16 protein-coding genes are annotated in these 16,455 nt (G+C 71.9%); 7 read left to right on the forward strand and 9 right to left on the reverse strand.

Annotated elements, in window-relative coordinates; all coding sequences use genetic code 11:
- Nucleotides 1–135 precede the first annotated feature (135 nt).
- Nucleotides 136–1,659, reverse strand: coding sequence for a helix-turn-helix domain-containing protein (locus tag ACXJKB_RS16235; protein WP_457190124.1), 1,524 nt, complete (start codon nt 1,657–1,659; stop codon nt 136–138).
- A gap of 114 nt (nt 1,660–1,773) precedes the next feature.
- On the opposite strand from ACXJKB_RS16235, the gene ACXJKB_RS16240 reads away from it, so the two are divergent.
- Together ACXJKB_RS16240 and ACXJKB_RS16245 are read left to right on the forward strand one after the other, a co-directional pair.
- Entirely contained in the window at nt 1,774–2,790 is a 1,017-nt protein-coding gene (locus ACXJKB_RS16240; protein ID WP_457190126.1) for a zinc-dependent alcohol dehydrogenase family protein, read from the forward strand.
- Nucleotides 2,787–4,583 carry an alkaline phosphatase D family protein gene (locus tag ACXJKB_RS16245; RefSeq protein ID WP_457190128.1) on the forward strand — a complete coding sequence of 599 codons (1,797 nt, stop codon included), beginning with the start codon at nt 2,787–2,789 and terminating at the stop codon, nt 4,581–4,583. The genes ACXJKB_RS16240 and ACXJKB_RS16245 overlap by 4 nt, the downstream gene beginning before the upstream one ends.
- A gap of 29 nt (nt 4,584–4,612) precedes the next feature.
- Here the strand turns inward: ACXJKB_RS16245 and ACXJKB_RS16250 are convergent, their stop codons facing one another.
- The gene (locus ACXJKB_RS16250; RefSeq protein ID WP_457190130.1) at nt 4,613–4,759 is read right to left on the reverse strand and encodes a hypothetical protein; all 147 of its coding nucleotides are present in this window, start codon (nt 4,757–4,759) and stop codon (nt 4,613–4,615) included.
- A gap of 134 nt (nt 4,760–4,893) precedes the next feature.
- Here ACXJKB_RS16250 and ACXJKB_RS16255 point away from each other — a divergent pair, with 134 nt between their 5' ends.
- Entirely contained in the window at nt 4,894–6,009 is a 1,116-nt protein-coding gene (locus ACXJKB_RS16255) for a DNA glycosylase AlkZ-like family protein (RefSeq protein ID WP_457190132.1), read from the forward strand.
- 7 nt (nt 6,010–6,016) lie between these two features.
- On the opposite strand, the gene ACXJKB_RS16260 is transcribed toward ACXJKB_RS16255, so the two are convergent.
- Genes ACXJKB_RS16260 through ACXJKB_RS16275 form a run of 4 tightly spaced genes read right to left on the reverse strand, consistent with a single transcriptional unit; the run spans nt 6,017 to nt 8,719 of the window.
- Nucleotides 6,017–6,646, reverse strand: a complete 630-nt coding sequence (locus ACXJKB_RS16260; protein WP_457190134.1) for a CG0192-related protein — start codon at nt 6,644–6,646, stop codon at nt 6,017–6,019.
- A 28-nt stretch (nt 6,647–6,674) separates the two neighbouring features.
- On the reverse strand, nt 6,675–7,382 hold the full coding sequence (locus ACXJKB_RS16265) for a 4a-hydroxytetrahydrobiopterin dehydratase (protein ID WP_457190136.1): 708 nt from the start codon (nt 7,380–7,382) through the stop codon (nt 6,675–6,677).
- Between the two features lie 40 nt (nt 7,383–7,422).
- Complete coding sequence (locus tag ACXJKB_RS16270) at nt 7,423–8,223, reverse strand: SRPBCC family protein (protein WP_457190138.1); 801 nt, start codon at nt 8,221–8,223, stop codon at nt 7,423–7,425.
- A gap of 13 nt (nt 8,224–8,236) precedes the next feature.
- Nucleotides 8,237–8,719, reverse strand: a complete 483-nt coding sequence (locus tag ACXJKB_RS16275; RefSeq protein WP_457190140.1) for a pyridoxamine 5'-phosphate oxidase family protein — start codon at nt 8,717–8,719, stop codon at nt 8,237–8,239.
- Nucleotides 8,720–8,894: 175 nt separating this feature from the next.
- On the opposite strand from ACXJKB_RS16275, the gene ACXJKB_RS16280 reads away from it, so the two are divergent.
- On the forward strand, nt 8,895–11,258 hold the full coding sequence (locus tag ACXJKB_RS16280; protein ID WP_457190142.1) for an ATP-binding cassette domain-containing protein: 2,364 nt from the start codon (nt 8,895–8,897) through the stop codon (nt 11,256–11,258).
- Between the two features lie 21 nt (nt 11,259–11,279).
- Here the strand turns inward: ACXJKB_RS16280 and ACXJKB_RS16285 are convergent, their stop codons facing one another.
- Complete coding sequence (locus ACXJKB_RS16285) at nt 11,280–12,071, reverse strand: Fpg/Nei family DNA glycosylase (protein WP_457190144.1); 792 nt, start codon at nt 12,069–12,071, stop codon at nt 11,280–11,282.
- Between the two features lie 62 nt (nt 12,072–12,133).
- Between ACXJKB_RS16285 and mmuM the strand changes: the two genes are divergently transcribed.
- Complete coding sequence (gene mmuM, locus ACXJKB_RS16290; protein ID WP_457190146.1) at nt 12,134–13,051, forward strand: homocysteine S-methyltransferase; 918 nt, start codon at nt 12,134–12,136, stop codon at nt 13,049–13,051.
- On the opposite strand, the gene helR is transcribed toward mmuM, so the two are convergent.
- Nucleotides 13,041–15,278, reverse strand: coding sequence for an RNA polymerase recycling motor ATPase HelR (helR, locus tag ACXJKB_RS16295; RefSeq protein ID WP_457190148.1), 2,238 nt, complete (start codon nt 15,276–15,278; stop codon nt 13,041–13,043). The genes mmuM and helR overlap by 11 nt on opposite strands.
- Before the next feature lie 46 nt (nt 15,279–15,324).
- Here helR and ACXJKB_RS16300 point away from each other — a divergent pair, with 46 nt between their 5' ends.
- Together ACXJKB_RS16300 and ACXJKB_RS16305 are read left to right on the forward strand one after the other, a co-directional pair.
- The gene (locus ACXJKB_RS16300; protein WP_457190150.1) at nt 15,325–15,783 is read left to right on the forward strand and encodes a PaaI family thioesterase; all 459 of its coding nucleotides are present in this window, start codon (nt 15,325–15,327) and stop codon (nt 15,781–15,783) included.
- 14 nt (nt 15,784–15,797) lie between these two features.
- A complete protein-coding gene (locus ACXJKB_RS16305) occupies nt 15,798–16,175 on the forward strand; it encodes a DNA polymerase ligase N-terminal domain-containing protein (RefSeq protein ID WP_457190152.1) in 378 nt (125 codons plus the stop codon).
- An 11-nt stretch (nt 16,176–16,186) separates the two neighbouring features.
- Here ACXJKB_RS16305 and ACXJKB_RS16310 read toward each other — a convergent pair.
- On the reverse strand, nt 16,187–16,455 hold a 269-nt coding region (locus ACXJKB_RS16310; protein ID WP_457190154.1), incomplete at its 5' end, for an IS30 family transposase.

The raw sequence follows: 16,455 nt of genomic DNA on the forward strand, positions 1-16,455 counted from the left end.
CGAGGCGTATCGAGACCCACCTCGAAGGTGAGATCTCGATACGGCCMTTCCGCGGCTTCGTTCCTCAGCCGCGGGGCTTACTCGATCTGGCCGCGCCCACGCGCCGACCTCGTCCCTCGGTCGACGCTGCGCGGCTCAGATGTCCCGGAAGGTCTCGATGTTGGCGCCGAGCTCGTTGAGGCGCTCGGCGAGGTCCTCGTAGCCGCGGTGGATGACGTACGTCGAGCGCAGCACGCTGCGGCCCTTCGAGGCGAGCATCGCGATGAGCAGCACGACGGCCGGGCGCAGGGCGGGCGGGCAGACGATCTCGGCGCCGGAGAAGTGCGTCGGGCCCTCGATCAGCACGCGGTGCGGGTCGAGCAGCTTGACCTGGGCGCCGAGCTTGTTGAGCTCGGTGAGGTAGATGGCGCGATTCTCGTAGACCCAGTCGTGCAGCAGCGTCTGGCCGTCGGCCACGGCGGCGATGACGGCGAAGAACGGCAGGTTGTCGATGTTGAGGCCGGGGAACGGCATCGGGTGGATCTTGTCGAGCGGCGCGCGGAGCTCGGAGGGATGCGTGGTGATGTCGACCAGCCGGGTCTCGCCGTTGAGCGCGGCGTACTCGGGGGAGCGGTCGTAGCGGAAGCCCATCTCCTCCAGGGTCGCGAGCTCGATCTCGAGGAACTCGATCGGCACCCGGCGGATGGTGATGGACGACTTGGTGACGATGGCGGCCGCGAGGAGTGACATCGCCTCGATCGGGTCCTCGGCGGGGGCGTAGTCGACGTCGACGTCGATGGACGACCGGCCGGTGACCTTGAGCGTCGTGGTGCCGATGCCCTCGACCTCCACGCCCAGGCGCTGGAGGTAGAAGCACAGGTCCTGGACCATGTAGTTGGACGAGGCGTTGCGGATCACCGTGGTGCCCGGGTGGAGGGCGGCCGCCATCAGCGCGTTCTCGGTGACCGTGTCGCCGCGCTCGGTCAGCACGATCGGGCGCGACGGCTCGATGGTGCGGTTGACGCTGGCGTGGTAGCTGCCGTCGCTCGCCTTGACCTCGAGCCCGAAGGGACGCAGCGCCGACATGTGCGGCTCGACCGTGCGCTCACCGAGGTTGCACCCGCCGGCGTAGGGGAGGTCGAACTCGTCGTAGCGGTGCAGCAGCGGGCCGAGGAACATGATCACCGAGCGCGTCCGTCGTGCTGCCGTCTCGTCGATCGCGGCCAGGTTGAGGTCCGCGGGCGGGATGATCTCCAGGTCGTTGTCGTCGCCGACCCAGCGGGTGGCCACGCCGAGGGAGTTGAGTACCTCGAGGAGGCGGTTGACCTCCTCGATGCGCGCGACCTTGCGCAGCGTCGTACGACCCTTGTTGAGCAGGGAGGCGCACAGCAGTGCCACGCCGGCGTTCTTGGAGGTCTTGACGTCGATCGAGCCGGACAGCGTCGTCGGACCGTCGACGCGCAGGTGGGTGGGCCCCGCGCCCAGGGCGACGATCTCCGAGTCGAGGGCCGCGCCGATGCGCGCGAGCATCTCGAGCGAGAGGTTCTGGTGGCCCTTCTCGATGCGGTTGATGGCGCTCTGGCTCGTGCCGAGCAGCTCTGCCAGCTGGTGCTGGGTGAGCCCGCGGTGCTTGCGGGCGTCGCGGATGAGGTTGCCGATGCGACCCTTGTAGTCAGCCATGCCGATCACGGTATCTCAGATATGAGATAAAGCCAGATCGGCACTCCGGGGTCGGACTGGGACGCTCGCCCCCGGGGAGGGGTCGGCTGCCGACCGCCGTGGCAGGATCGCCGCATGCGTGCAACCACCATCCATGCGCCCGGTGACATCCGCTTCGAGGACGTGCCCGACCCGCGGATCGAGCAGCCCACCGACGCCATCGTCAAGGTGGTCGCGGGCTGCATCTGCGGCTCCGACCTGTGGCCCTACCGCGGCGAGAACGACGTCACGGCGGGCTCGACCATCGGCCACGAGTGCGTCGGCGTCGTGGAGGAGGTGGGCTCGGACGTCTCGACCACCAAGGTCGGCGACTTCGTGATCGTGCCGTTCTGCCACTGCGACAACACCTGCGCCCACTGCCGTGCCGGCATGCAGTCGGCGTGCGTCAACCTCGGGGTCACCCAGAGCGGACAGGGCGAGTACGCCCGGGTGACCCAGGCCGACGGCAGCCTCGTCGCCACGGACGGGATGCCCGACGACGCGCTCATCCCGTCGCTGCTGGCCCTGACCGACGTGATGGCGACCGGGTGGCACGCCGCGGTCGCCGCAGGCGTGCAGCCCGGCCACACCGTCGTCGTGGTCGGCGACGGCGCGGTGGGCCTCAGCGGCGTCCTGGCCGCGGCCCAGATGGGCGCCGAGCGCGTGATCGCGATGTCGCGCCACGAGCCCCGCCAGGAGATCGCCCGCGCCTTCGGGGCGACCCACGTGGTCGCCGAGCGCGGCAAGGAGGGGGAGGCGCGCATCGCCGACCTCACCGACGGGGTGGGGGCCGACGCCGTCCTCGAGTGCGTCGGCACCGACGGCGCGATGAAGACGGCCTTCACCGTCGCCCGCCCGGGCTCGACCGTCGGCTTCGTCGGCGTGCCCCACGGTGTCGAGCTGCCGGTGCGCCGGATGTTCCAGAAGAACGTCGGCCTCGCCGGAGGCATGGCTCCCGTGCGTCGCTACCTGCCCGACCTGCTCGACCGCGTGCTGTCGGGTGCGATCGACCCGGGCAAGGTCTTCGACCTGACGCTGCCGATGGCCGAGTCGGCCGAGGGCTACAAGGCGATGGACGAGCGTCGCGCGATCAAGGTGCTCCTCCACCCATGACGACACCCGACGACCGACTGCTCCTGGGCCCGCTGCTCCGCTACGTCGACGAGACGTCGGCGACCATCTGGGTCGAGACGGCCGCTCCCGCGGCCGTCACCGTCACCCGGGGCGCCGCCTCGGCGACCGCCCAGACGTTCGTGGTCCACGGCCACCACTACGCCCTCGTCGAGCTCGACGGCCTCGAGCCCGGCACCACCGAGGCGTACTCCCTCGCGATCGACGACGACCGGGTCTGGCCGCCCGCGGGGTCGCCGTTCCCGGACCCCGTCATCGCCACCCTCGAGGCGGGACGTCCCCTCCACCTGTCGTTCGGCTCCTGCCGCACCTCGGTCTCCCACGACGAGAAGGGGAACAAGACCCACGGCGTCGACGCCCTGCGCGCGTGGGCGCTCCGCGTCGCCGGCCAGGTCGAGGCCGCCGACCCGTCCGACGCCGACCTCGACCCGGACCGGCTGCCCGACCTCGTGCTCTTCCTGGGCGACCAGGTCTACGCCGACGAGACCACCGACGCGATGCGGGAGTTCATCGAGTCGCGGCGCGACATCGAGCAGGCGCCCTGGACCGAGCTGAAGGACTACGAGGAGTACGCCCACCTCTACAAGCTCGCATGGTCCGACCCCGCCAACCGGTGGCTGCTGTCGACCGTGCCCAGCGCGATGATCTTCGACGACCACGACATCCGCGACGACTGGAACACCTCGATGGACTGGCGCCGCGAGATGGAGGCCACGTCGTGGTGGCACGGCCGCATCGTCTCCGGACTTGCGTCGTACTGGGTGTACCAGCACCTCGGCAACCTGTCGCCCGCCGAGCGGGAGAAGGACGAGGTGTACGCGCAGGTGCTGGCACACCGTGGCGACGCCGAGCAGGACCTCGGTCCGTTCCTCGACGAGTTCGCGGACCGGGTCGATCAGAAGCCCCAGACCTACCGGTGGAGCTACACCCGCGACTTCGACACGCAGGCCCGCCTCGTGGTCGTCGACTCGCGCGCAGCCCGCAAGCTCGACCCGGACGACCGCGCCCTGCTCGACGACGACGAGGCGGCCTGGCTCGACGAGCAGCTGCGCGGCGACGTCGATCACCTGCTGATCGGCACGTCGCTGCCCTTCCTGCTCGCCCGCGGCCTCCACCACCTCGAGGCGTTCAGCGAGGCGCTCGCGCAGGGCGCGTGGGGAGAGCGCGGCGGCCGGGCGGGGGAGAAGCTGCGCCAGCTGGTCGACCTCGAGCACTGGGGTGCGTTCCAGACCAGCTTCCAGCAGGTCGCACAGCAGGCGATGGAGGTCGCTGCCGGGAAGCGCGGCCGGGCGCCGTCCACGGTCACGTTCCTCTCCGGCGACGTGCACCACAGCTACGTCAGCGAGGCCCGTCCCGCCCACGGTGGTCCGGCGTTGCGCTCGACCGTGCTCCAGGCGGTGTGCTCGCCGATCCGCAACCCGCTCTCGCGCAACATGCGTTTCGCGACGGCCGTGCTCTCGTACGGCGTCGCCGGTCCCATGGGGCGGCTCGCGTCGAAGTCGGCGCGGGTGCCCGACGCGCCCCTCAGGTGGACCTACGCCGAGGGGCCGTGGTTCGACAACAACCTGGCCTTCCTCCGGCTGGCCGGACCGAGCCTGCGCATGTGGTGGGTCACCGGTGAGGTCGTGGACGACCACGACCGGCCGCGGCTGGCGAAGGTGGAGTCGTACGCCCTGGACGAGGACGGCAACCCGCCGCCGCGCGAGGGGTTCGTGTCGAAGGCGAGCCGCCGGGTCCGGCGGCGTGCGAAGGACGACTCAGTGCGCGAGCGCTGAGGCCCGACTCTGGGGTGGCGGCCGGCGGCTCAGGCGTTGCTGAGCACGCGGTCGCGCCCGTGGGCGCAGCTGCAGGTGTCCGAGCACGGCAGGTAGGTGTGACGACCGTGGCCGCACTCGGTGCACGGCAGGTCGTGAGAGAGGTGGACCGAGCTGGTCTCGACGGTGTCCCACATGACGTCCACGGTGGCACCGCCGGGCGCGGTGCGGGCGGGAACCCGCCGGTAATGCCCGATCTGGGTCAGGAATGACCCGTTCGGGCCATGCCGCCTGGCCCCGACACGCCACGCCCCGGTCCTAGGATCGCGGCATGGGCGCCCCTCCGAGCCTCGAGCTGTCGCCGCGACAGGCTCGCCGCATCGCCGTGTGCGCCCAGCTGCTGGCCGCACCGCGGCCCGGCGACGTGCTGGAGGTGGTGCGACACCTCGGCTTCCTGCAGGTCGACCTCACCCGCGTCGTGGCCCTGCACGCCGACCTCGCCCTGTGGACCCGCCTCGGGAACGCGTACGAGCCGGAGGACCTCGAGGAGCTCGTCGGCGACGGCGCCCTCGTCGAGCTCCGGGCGATGCTGCTGCCCAGCGAGGACGTCGCGCTGCACCGCGCCGACATGGACGCCTGGCCCGGCGAGCCGCCCCTGAAGGAGTGGCAGGAGGACCTCGCCGACTGGGTGGCCGCCAACGACGGCTGTCGCCGCGACATCCTCGCGCTGCTGCGCGCGGAGGGCCCGACCGCCGCCCGGGACCTGCCGGACACCTGCGAGGTGCGCTGGCGCTCGACCGGGTGGACCAACGACAAGAACGTGATGAAGCTCCTCGAGTGCCTGGAGGCGCGCGGGGAGGTCGCGGTCGCCTCTCGCGAGGGGCGGGAGCGGCGCTGGGACCTCGCCGAGCGCGTCCACCCCGGCGACCCGGCCGTGCCCGCGGAGGAGGCGCACCAGACGCTTGCCGCCCGGCGACTGCGGGCGCTCGGCATCGCCCGCCCGCGGGCCCTGGAGGCGTGGGACGAGAGGTACGACGTCCGCGGCACGGGCGCGGCGGCCCGCGTCGACGGCGTACGCGGGCTGTGGTGCGTGGACCCCGACCGGTTGGACGACCTCGACGACTTCGAGGGTCGCACCGCGATCCTGTCCCCGCTGGACCGGCTGGTCTTCGACCGGAAGCGGATGGAGGACGTGTTCGACTTCGACTACCAGCTGGAGATGTACAAGCCCGCAGCGTCGCGCCAGTGGGGCTACTGGGCGATGCCGGTGCTCGACGGCGACGAGCTCGTCGGCAAGGTCGACGCGACGGCCGACCGAGAGGCAGGCGTGCTGATCGTCGACGCGGTGCACGAGGACGACGACTGGTCCGCGGCGCGGCGCCGGCGGGTGCATGCCGAGCTCGATGCGCTGGGGGAGTGGCTCGGGCTCGAGGTGGCGCGGTGCTGAGCGGCGCCTAGCTTCGGCGCAGGACGGCGAGGACGATCCGCTCGTCGGACTCGCCGACCGTCCCGTCGAGGTACGGGCCCTCGCCCAGCGGCGTACCCACGATGCGGGCGACAGCGAGGTCGACCGTGCCCGCGAGCACGGTCGTGACGGCGCCGTCGTCGGTCATGGAGTCCACACGGGCGATGTCGGGCACGTCCGCGTCATCGCCACTACCGCTGCCGCGCACCTCCATGCGCGGCGGGATGTCGATCCTGCGGCCGTCCTCCTCGAAGAACATCTGCGACTGTCGCGCACCGGTGAGGATCGCTGCAACCAGGGTCCGTGCCCACACGGGGTCGCCGCACCCGTCGTAGACCCACCGTTCGCCGAGGACGGAGTGGGCGGTCGTCGCGATGAGGTGCGACTCGGCGCCGGCGAGCGGGGAGGCGCGGTAGGTCAGCGGGGTCTGCAGCACGGAGCCGTCCTCGGCTCGCCAGAGAATCGTCTCGACACCCACCTCGCCGTCGGGGTCGTCGAACCTGTACTCCGCGACCTTCCCGGCGATCGTGCGGCCCTCTGCCCACGGGCGGCTGGGCAACCAGGCCTCGACGAGCTCCTGCTTGGACGGCGACAGCGTGGCCTTGTGCACGATTCCCATACCGGGACCCTAGGGCGCCGACCCCGTTTCAGTCCTGCTGCGCGGCGGACGTGTCGGCGCAGATGACGCCCCGGTTGCCCTCCTGGTCGGCGATCACGGTGAGCCCGGGCGCATCGCTGTCGTCGACGACGGTCCCGCCCGCGGCGACGGCGGCGGCGACCCGCTGCTCGACGACCTCGAGTGCCACGTAGACCTCGACGTGGAACCGCTGGCCCGAGGTCGCATCGGCGGCGAGGTCGTCGAACCACAGGTTCGGGACGCGGCCCGTGGCGTCGCGCACCTCGTCGCTGGGCGAGCCCCGGCCCTGGGACGCGGCGTCGCCCGTCAGGAGGGCCGCCCACACGGGGGCGACGGCGGCCGAGCCCGCCGCGTCGAGGCCGAGCTCGACCTCGCTGACAGAGGCGGGGTCGGCGTCCAGACCGTGCTCCGCAGCGATCTCGGTGACCCGGCGGGCGAGGTCGACGTCCTGCTGGGTCACCCACTCGACGACGTGCTCGGTGCCCTCGTCGTCGCGGTAGATCGCGTCGCCGGTGACCAGCTCGAGGTCGACGTGCCCCTGGCCGATCGTCACGCGCGGGTGGTGCCCGATCTCGTCGCCCGCCTCGCCCACCGCGGCGAGGAAGCGCACAGCGGTGGCGAAGTCCGCCGTCAGGTAGCGCGCGTGCAGTCCCTGCGCCAGCTTGCGCCACTCGGTCAGTCCGGCCCCGGCGATCTGTGCGCCCCGCAGCATGTCCATGCTCCGCGACCCTAGCCCCGATGGGTCTCCGGCACCCGGGCTACTCATCGAGCGTGAATCCGAGCGCCGACGCCAGCCGGCGCGGGTCGGCTGCGGCGATCGTGGCGCCCGGGTGGGTGATGGTGCCGGTGGGGTCGATCGCCGGGACGGGCTCGTGGAAGGTCAGGCAGAGGGCACGGTCGCCGTTCGTCGTGAACGAGACGCCGCGGTCGCTGAGCGACAGGTGCGGCGGACCCGCGGTGCGGTGCCACGCGAAACCACCGGAGAGCTCGGCCGAGGCGATGTTGGACCGTGGGGTCACCAGGCGCCACGGGCCGTAGCGGACGAAGAGCCACGCCGGGCCGACCTCCACCGTGGTCGAGGCCGGGGTGACGCCGAAGGCGCGCGCGGGGGCGACGTAGTTCGGTGCGAAGGCGAAGTCGAACGACTCGACGGCCTCGGGCGCACCCTCGCCGCCGGGCTCGCGCACGAGCCCGCGCAGCGCCGCACCGGCGGGCAGCCGGTAGGGCTGGAGCAGGGCAGCGGCGGGTGCGGGCACGCGGAGCATCGCCCGGCTGCCGCCACCGGGCGCCGGGAGGACGTGGTGGTCCATCGAGACCGCGGCGGGCCCGCGTCCGACCCGCCAGGTCCACGATCGTAGGGCCGGGTCGACCCGGGTGACCTCGAAGTCGACGGCCACGCCGCCCGGACCGTGCACCCGACCCGTCGTACCGGCGGCCAGCACGTCGTCGGACGCCTCGACCTCACGGATCAGCGGTGCCCAGGTCGGCCAGGTCTCGGGCGTGGTGAAGCGCCGCCACGACTCGTCGGCGGTGGCAGGACCGTGAGCGTCGACGAGCACGAGGCGCCCCCGCTCAGAGCTGCACGGTGTCGTTGTCGCCGAGGTCGGGCTTGTCGTCGCTGACGAGCCCCTTGGCCATCTGGACGGCGACGGCGACCTTGCCGGGGGACTCCCAGTACTCCGCCGTGGCGCCGTCAATGCGCAGCAGCACGTTGTCGGGGTCGTCCGGACCGCCGGACATGAAGGCGCCGGCGGAGGCGTCCCAGAGGTCGTGGAGCTTGGCACGGTCGTCACTGACGTGGGCGGTGCCGGTCAGCGAGACCCAGCCGGCCTTGCTGGAGTAGGACACGTTCACCCGGGGGTCGGCCTCGATGGCGCGCACCTTGTCGCTGCTGCGCTCGGTGAGGAACCAGGTGGTGCCCGGGTCCTCGAAGTCCTGCGTGCCCATCGGCGTGGAGACGAGGTGTCCGTCGAGCGACACGTAGGTCAGCACGGCGATGTCGGTCTCCTGCATGATCTCGGCAACGGTCGTGGTCCGGTCGTCCTGGGTGCTCATGTCTCGACACTGGCACGGTGGACAAACCGCGCACCCCACCCGAGGGGCGGGTGCCGGTCACACCAGGGGCGCGCGAGGCGTCGTACTGGCAGGATTGCCCCCGCCACGGGAGGGCTCGGGTCCGGCACGGCCGGCCCGTCAGACGACAGGCCACATCACAGGGGAGACGCGCACCATGACCACCACACATCCGGCCGACGACCACGCGTTCCTCCGTGTCGAGGGAGCGCGGGAGAACAACCTCAAGAACGTCAGCATCGAGCTGCCCAAGCGCCGCCTGACCGTCTTCACCGGGGTGTCCGGCTCGGGCAAGAGCTCGCTGGTCTTCGCCACCATCGCGGCGGAGTCGCAGCGGATGATCAACGAGACCTACAGCGCGTTCGTGCAGGGCTTCATGCCCACCCTCGCGCGACCCGACGTCGACCACCTCGAGGGCCTCACCACGGCGATCATCGTCGACCAGGAGCGGATGGGCGCCAACCCGCGCTCCACGGTCGGCACCGCCACGGACGCCAACGCGATGCTGCGGATCCTCTTCAGCCGGCTCGGCGACCCGTACGTCGGCCCGCCGACGGCGTACTCCTTCAACGTCCCGACCCGCAAGGCGAGCGGGATGATGACCACCGAGAAGGGCGGCCGCACCGAGCGCCGGATCGCGAAGCAGGAGGTCTACCTCGGCGGCATGTGCCCGCGCTGCGAGGGCATGGGCAAGGTCAACGACATCGACCGCACGGCGCTCTACGACGAGAACAAGTCGCTCTCGGAAGGTGCGCTGACGGTGCCCGGCTACTCGATGGACGGGTGGTACGGCCGGCTGTTCGAGGGCATGGGGCTCCCGATGGACAAGCCGATCAAGTCGTTCACGAAGAAGCAGCTCGAGACGATGCTGTGGTCGGAGCCGACCAAGATCAAGGTCGAGGGGGTCAACCTGACCTTCACCGGCATGATCCCGCAGATCCAGAAGTCCATGCTCTCCAAGGACCCCGAGGCGATGCAGCCGCACATCCGTCGCTTCGTGGAGCGGGCGGTGACCTTCCAGACCTGCCCCGACTGCGACGGCACCCGCCTGACGCCGGAGGCGCGGAAGTCGAAGATCAACGACAAGTCGATCGCCGACCTGTGTGAGATGCAGATCAGCGACCTCGCCGACTGGGTGCGTGACCTCGACGAGCCGTCGGTGGCGCCGCTGCTGAAGGGCCTGCAGCACCTGCTCGACTCGTTCTCCGAGATCGGCCTGGGCTACCTCTCGCTCGACCGGCCGGCCGGCACCCTGTCGGGCGGTGAGGCCCAGCGCACCAAGATGATCCGTCACCTCGGGTCGTCGCTCACCGACATCACCTACGTCTTCGACGAGCCGACGATCGGGCTGCACCCGCACGACATCGAGCGGATGAACAACCTGCTCCTGCAGCTGCGTGACAAGGGCAACACCGTGCTCGTCGTGGAGCACAAGCCCGAGACCATCGGCATCGCCGACCACGTGGTCGACATCGGCCCCGCGGCCGGAGCAGCGGGCGGGAGCATCTGCTTCGAGGGCGACGTCGACGGCCTCCGCAGGAGCGACACCATCACCGGCAAGCACCTCGACGACCGCGCACGGCTCAAGGAGTCGGTGCGGGAGCCGTCCGGGACGATGGAGGTGCGGGGGGCGAGCACGCACAACCTGCGTGACGTGGACGTCGACGTCCCGCTCGGCCTGCTGACCGTCGTCACCGGAGTCGCCGGGTCGGGCAAGAGCTCGCTGATCCACGGCTCGCTGGCCGGCCGCGACGAGGTCATCGTCATCGACCAGGGCGCGATCAAGGGGTCACGCCGGAGCAACCCTGCGACCTACACCGGTCTCCTGGATCCGATCCGCAAGGCGTTCGCCAAGGCCAACGGCGTGAAGCCCGCGCTCTTCAGCTCCAACTCCGAGGGCGCCTGCCCGACCTGCAACGGCGCCGGCGTGATCTTCACCGAGCTCGGTCCGATGGCGACGGTGGAGTCGCCGTGCGAGGAGTGCGAGGGTCGCCGCTTCAAGGCCGAGGTGCTCGAGCACACCCTGGGCGGCAAGGACATCGCCGAGGTCCACGAGATGTCGGTCGTGGACGCGCGGGCCCACTTCAGCGAGGGCGAGGCCAAGATCCCGGCCGCGGTGAAGATCCTCGACCGGCTCGCCGACGTGGGCCTGGGCTACCTCTCCCTCGGCCAGCCGCTGACCACGCTGTCCGGCGGCGAGCGCCAGCGCCTCAAGCTCGCCACGCAGATGGGGGAGAAGGGCGACGTCTACATCCTCGACGAGCCCACCACAGGCCTGCACCTCGCCGACGTGCAGAACCTCCTCGGCCTCCTCGACCGCCTCGTCGACGCCGGCAAGTCCGTCATCGTCATCGAGCACCACCAGGCCGTGATGGCCCACGCCGACTGGATCATCGACCTCGGTCCCGGAGCGGGCCACGACGGCGGCACCGTCGTGTTCGAGGGTCCGCCGGCCGACATGGTGGCGGCGAAGAAGCCGACGCTGACCGGCAAGCACCTCGCGGCCTACATCGGCGCCTGACGCTGCTGCTCGACTGCTCCGCTAGGCCTGGCAGACCGGGCACCAGAACAGGCGCCGGGCCGCGATCTGCGTGTCCTGGACGGGCGTCCCACAGATCCGGCAAGGCAGCTCGGCGCGCCCGTAGACGTAGTGGGCGTCGACGCGGCGCGGGCGGCCCGACGGACGCTCGCGGTCGGCGGGCAGCGTCGTGATGATCCGCCCCGCCCGGACGCCGGCGCGCAGCAGCACCACGAGGTCGTCCCACAGCGCGTGCAGGACGGCCGCGTCGTGGAGGTGCCCCGGACGCAGCGGGTCGAGCCGCTGCCGGAAGAGCACCTCGGCGCGGTAGACGTTGCCGACGCCGGCCACGACCGACTGGTCCATCAGGAGGGTGGCGACCGGGGCGCGGCTGCGCAGCACCCTCGCGACGAACGCCTCGGCGTCCGGACGCCGCCGCAACGGGTCGGGACCGAGCCTGGCCAGGACGACCTTGCGCTCCACGTCGGTGAGCACCTCGCACGCGGTCGGTCCACGCAGCTCCAGCCAGTGGCCGCCGCCCACGAGCCGGAGCCGCAGGGCGCCACGCGCGGCCGGCGCCGGGAGCGTCCCGTCGCGGAACTTCCCGTAGAGGCCCAGGTGCACGTGCAGCCACAGGTCGTCGTAGCGGTGGAACAGGTGCTTGCCCCACGCGTCGGTCGCGCCGAGGACGCGACCGTCGAGCAGGCTCGCGCCGTCCTCGAAGCGGCCCTGCGGGCTGTCGGCGGACACGTGCTGCCCGCCCAGCAGCCGGGCATGGCGGCGGGCGAGTCGGTGGATGGTGTGTCCCTCTGGCACCGGGTGATCGTCGCCGACGAGACCGGCCGGTCGTCACACCCCTCGGGTGCCAGACTCTGGGCATGACCCGCACGGACCTCCGCACCGCCATCGCCGAGCGCCCCGTCGTCCTCGACGGCGGCCTCGCCACGCTGCTCGAGGAGCACGGCCACGACCTGTCGAGCGACCTGTGGTCGGCACGACTGCTGCGCGACGACCCGGCGGCCATCGAGCGGGCCCACCGGGAATTCTTCACGGCCGGCGCCGAGGTGGCCACGACATCGTCGTACCAGGTGTCGTTCGAGGGCTTCGGCGCCGAGGGTGCGGACCGCGACGAGGTCGAGCGCCTGCTGCGCCGGAGCGTCGAGCTGGCCGCGGCCGCGCGTGACGCCGTGGCGCCCGACGGATGGGTGGCCGCCTCGGTCGGGCCGTACGGCGCGGTGCTGGCCGACGGCTCGGAGTACCGCGGCGACTACGACCTCGACGTGGCCGGGCTCCGGGCGTTCCACCGACCGCGGCTCGACGTGCTCGCCGCGACCGTGGGGGAACACGCCGACCTGCTCGCGATCGAGACCGTCCCCTGCATGGCCGAGGTCGAGGCCGTGCTCGCCGAGCTCGACGGCAGCGGCGTACCGGCGTGGCTGTCGCTGTCCACCGCCAACGGGCTCACCCGGGCCGGCGAGCCCATCGGCGAGGCGTTCGCGATGGCGGCCGACGTCGCCGAGGTCGTCGCCGTCGGGGTGAACTGCTCATCGCCAGCCGACGCCGGCGCTGCCGTGCCGGTCGCGGGGGCGCACGGCCCCGCGGTCGTCTACCCCAACTCCGGACAGGGCTGGAACGCCGCGACCCGGTCGTGGGAGGGCCACTCGGCGTTCGACCCGGCCGACGTCGCGGCCTGGGTGGCAGCGGGCGCGCGCCTCGTCGGCGGGTGCTGCCGCGTCGGCACCGCCGACATCACCGCCCTGCGGGCCACCCTCGCCCGCACCGACCTCACGTCGTGAGCACCACCAGCCGTTGCGTGGCGCGGGTCATCGCGACGTAGCGGTCCACCGCGCCGGCCACGCCGTCCCCGAAGCCGTCGGGGTCGACGAGCACGACGAGGTCGAACTCGAGGCCCTTGACCAGCTCGGGCGTGAGTGAGCGGACGCGACCGCCCCAGCGCTGGTCGAGAGCGGCGTCCGGGCCACCGTCCGCAGACCGGTCGCGATCGACGACCACCGCCGTGCCCTCGGCGTGCTCGGCCAACCAGCCGTCGATGATCGCATCGCCTGCGGCGACGGGCGCGTGGAGCACGGGGATCCCGCTCTCGCGGACCGACGTGGGCACGTTGGCCTCGGGGAGCGCGGCACGGATCACCGGCTCCGCCTCGGCCATCACCTCGGCCGGCGTGCGGTAGTTGACGGTGAGCGGCGCGACGGTGACGTCCGTGAGGCCGACGCGTGCCAGCCGCTCCGTCCACGTCTCGGCGAAGCCGTGGCGGGCCTGTGCGCGGTCGCCGACGACGGTGAGGCTGCGCGAGGGGCAGCGACGCAGCAGCATCGCCCACTCGGCGTCGCTGAGCTCCTGCGCCTCGTCGACGACGACGTGGGCGAACGGCCCGGTCAGGAGGTCGACGTCGGACGTCGGGAGCGCCGCGTCGTCGACCAGCGCCGTCTGCAGGTCGTCGTGGACGAGCATCGACACCAGGCCGTCGCCGTGCTCGTCGGCGCCCGTCTCGCGCGCCGTGGTGCGCAGGTCGTCGATCACCTCGCCCATCCGGGCGCGCTCGCGGGCGTCGGCGGCCCGCGCGCGCCGTCGCCGCTGCGACGCCTCGGGATCGCCGAGCCGCAGCCGGGCGGCGTCGAGCAGGGGGAGGTCGGCGTACGTCCACGCCTCGGGGTCGTCGCGACGCAGGGCCCGGACCTCCTCGGGCTCGAGCCAGGGAGCGCAGTGGCGCAGGTAGGCAGGCACCGTCCAGAGGTCGCCGACGAGGTCGGTGTGCTCGATCAGGGGCCAGGACCGGTCGAAGGTGTCGCGCAGCCCGGCGTGGCGGTCGAGGACGCGCCGGAGCTCGTCGGGGGAGAGGTCCTCGACGACGTCCGCTGCCTTGTCGACGAGGATCGTGAGGACCTCGTCCCAGACGTCGTCGCGGGCGAGGTTGTGGGGGGTGCCCGGGTCGGGGGAGTCGAAGGCCTCGGCCCACTCGGACGCGGTGATCCGGACGTCGCCCCAGGCGGTCTCGACGAGGTACGACTCCGTGGGCGGCTCCTCGTAGAGCGCCACGGCCGGCTCGATCGCCTCGACCATCCGCAGGTCGGCCTTGAGCGCGGCGACCTGCGCGTCGCCCTCGGGCCCGCCCGCCGCCTCCGGCACCAGGTCGCGGACGGTGCAGGTCTGCACGCCTTCCTCCCCGAGGCTCGGCAGCACGTCGCCGACGTAGGCGAGGTACGGCGCGTGCGGGCCCACGAAGAGCACGCCACCGCGCCGGTGGCCCAGCCGCGGGTCGGCGTAGAGCAGATATGCGGTGCGGTGCAGCGCGACGACCGTCTTGCCGGTGCCGGGACCACCGTCGACGACCAGGGCCCCGCGCGACCCGGCCCGGACGATGGCGTCCTGGTCGGCCTGGATGGTGCCCAGCACGTCGCGCATCCTGGGCGTACGGCTCCCACCGAGGGTGGCGATGAAGGCCGACTGGTCGTCGAGTGCCGCGGTGTGGGTCAGTCCCTCCTCGGTGAACGCCTCGTCCCAGTAGTCGACGATCCTCCCCGCCACCCAGCGGTAGCGACGCCGGCTCACCAGGCCCTGAGGGTGCGCGTGGGTGGCGGCGAAGAACGGCTCGGCGGCGGGTGAGCGCCAGTCGACGAGCAGCCGGCGGCCGTCGGCGTCGGCGAGCCCGAACCGTCCGATGTACGTCGTCCCGTCGTCGCCCTTCTCAGGGCTGGTGTGGACGATGCGGCCGAGGCAGAGGTCGAGGTCGTAGCGCCGCAGGGCTCGCAACCGGGTGGTCAGCCGGTGCACCTCCTGGTCGCGCTCGAGGGCGGCGGTGCCCTGGCGCACCGCGGTCCGTCGCACCTCCGCCAGGCGCTGCTCGAGGTCGGCGATCGCCCGCTCGAGCGCGGTGGCGATCCAGGTGAAGTGCTCCCTGTCGCGGTCGATCAGGGACGGGTCGGACTTGGCCGCGAGGGTGCGGGGGAGAGCGAAAGGAGCGATGTCGTGGGGAGTGTCGTGGTGGTGGTCCTGCTGCGTCACGCCGTGCAGTGTGGAGGCTGACCAGGGCCTTGCGGCAAGCCCCCTGATGGCCTATACGTTGAGAGTGGAGGCAGTCCAGGCCGTTGGATCGGTCCCGATCCTGGAGGCCATGGGGATCCGCGTCGTCGAGGTCCGGCCGGGTTTCGCCGCGGCCGACCTGCCGCCGGAGCCCAACGTGAACCACTTCGGCGTCACCTACGCGGGCTCCTTGTTCAGCGTCGCCGAGATGCTGGGCGGACTGCTGAGCCTGACCACCTTCGACCTCGAGGGCGAGCTCGCCGGGTTCGTGCCGCTCGTCAAGGAGTCCTCGATCCGGTTCCGTCGGCCCGCGCTGGGCGTCGTACGCGCCTCGGCGTCGCTGTCGGAGGACGAGGTCGCGCGGGTGCGTGCCGACGCGCTGGAGACGGGCCGTGGCGAGTTCGTGCTCGAGGCGTCGCTCACCGACACCGCAGGCGAGGTCGTGGCGACGACCGTCGGGACCTACCAGCTCCGACGTCTCGGGTGAGGCGGGATCGTCCCGTGCCGGAGCCGCTGAGGTTCGTCCTGCACGACCACCGCCGCCCGAGCCCGCACTTCGACCTGCGGCTCGAGGAGAACGGCGTGCTGCGCAGCTGGGCGGTGCCCAAGGGGCTGCCGGAGGACGGGCGGCACGACCGGCTGGCCATCGCTGTCGACGACCACGACCTGGACCACGTCGACTACGAGGACGAGCACAAGCTCGTCGCCGACACCGGGACGTGGGAAGAACATTCGCGCGACGAGCGCCGACTCGTCCTCACCCTGCACGGTCGTGAGGTCTCCCGGCGCTTGGCGCTGATCCACACCGGCGGCTCGCAGTGGCTGCTCCACCTGACCAAGGAGCAGCCTGCCGCCAGCCGGAAGATCGCGGAGGCGTGAGGTCGGCAGATTCAGGGAGTCGTTGCAACGCGATTGAGATCTTCTTGGATCAACGTAGTCAGGCGTTCGCGGGGTGTGTAGTAGCCCAGGCGTTTGCGGGGACGGTCGTTGAGCTCGTCAGCGATGGTCTGCAGGTCGGTGGCGCTGTGGACCGATAGGTCGGTGCCTTTGGGGAGGTACTCGCGCAAGAGCCCGTTGATGTTCTCGTTGCTGCCGCGCTGCCAGGGCTTGTAGGGGTCGGCGAAGTAGACGTCGATGCCGGTACGGGCGGTGAGGTGGG

The organism is Nocardioides sp. P5_E3 (genome assembly GCF_054049275.1).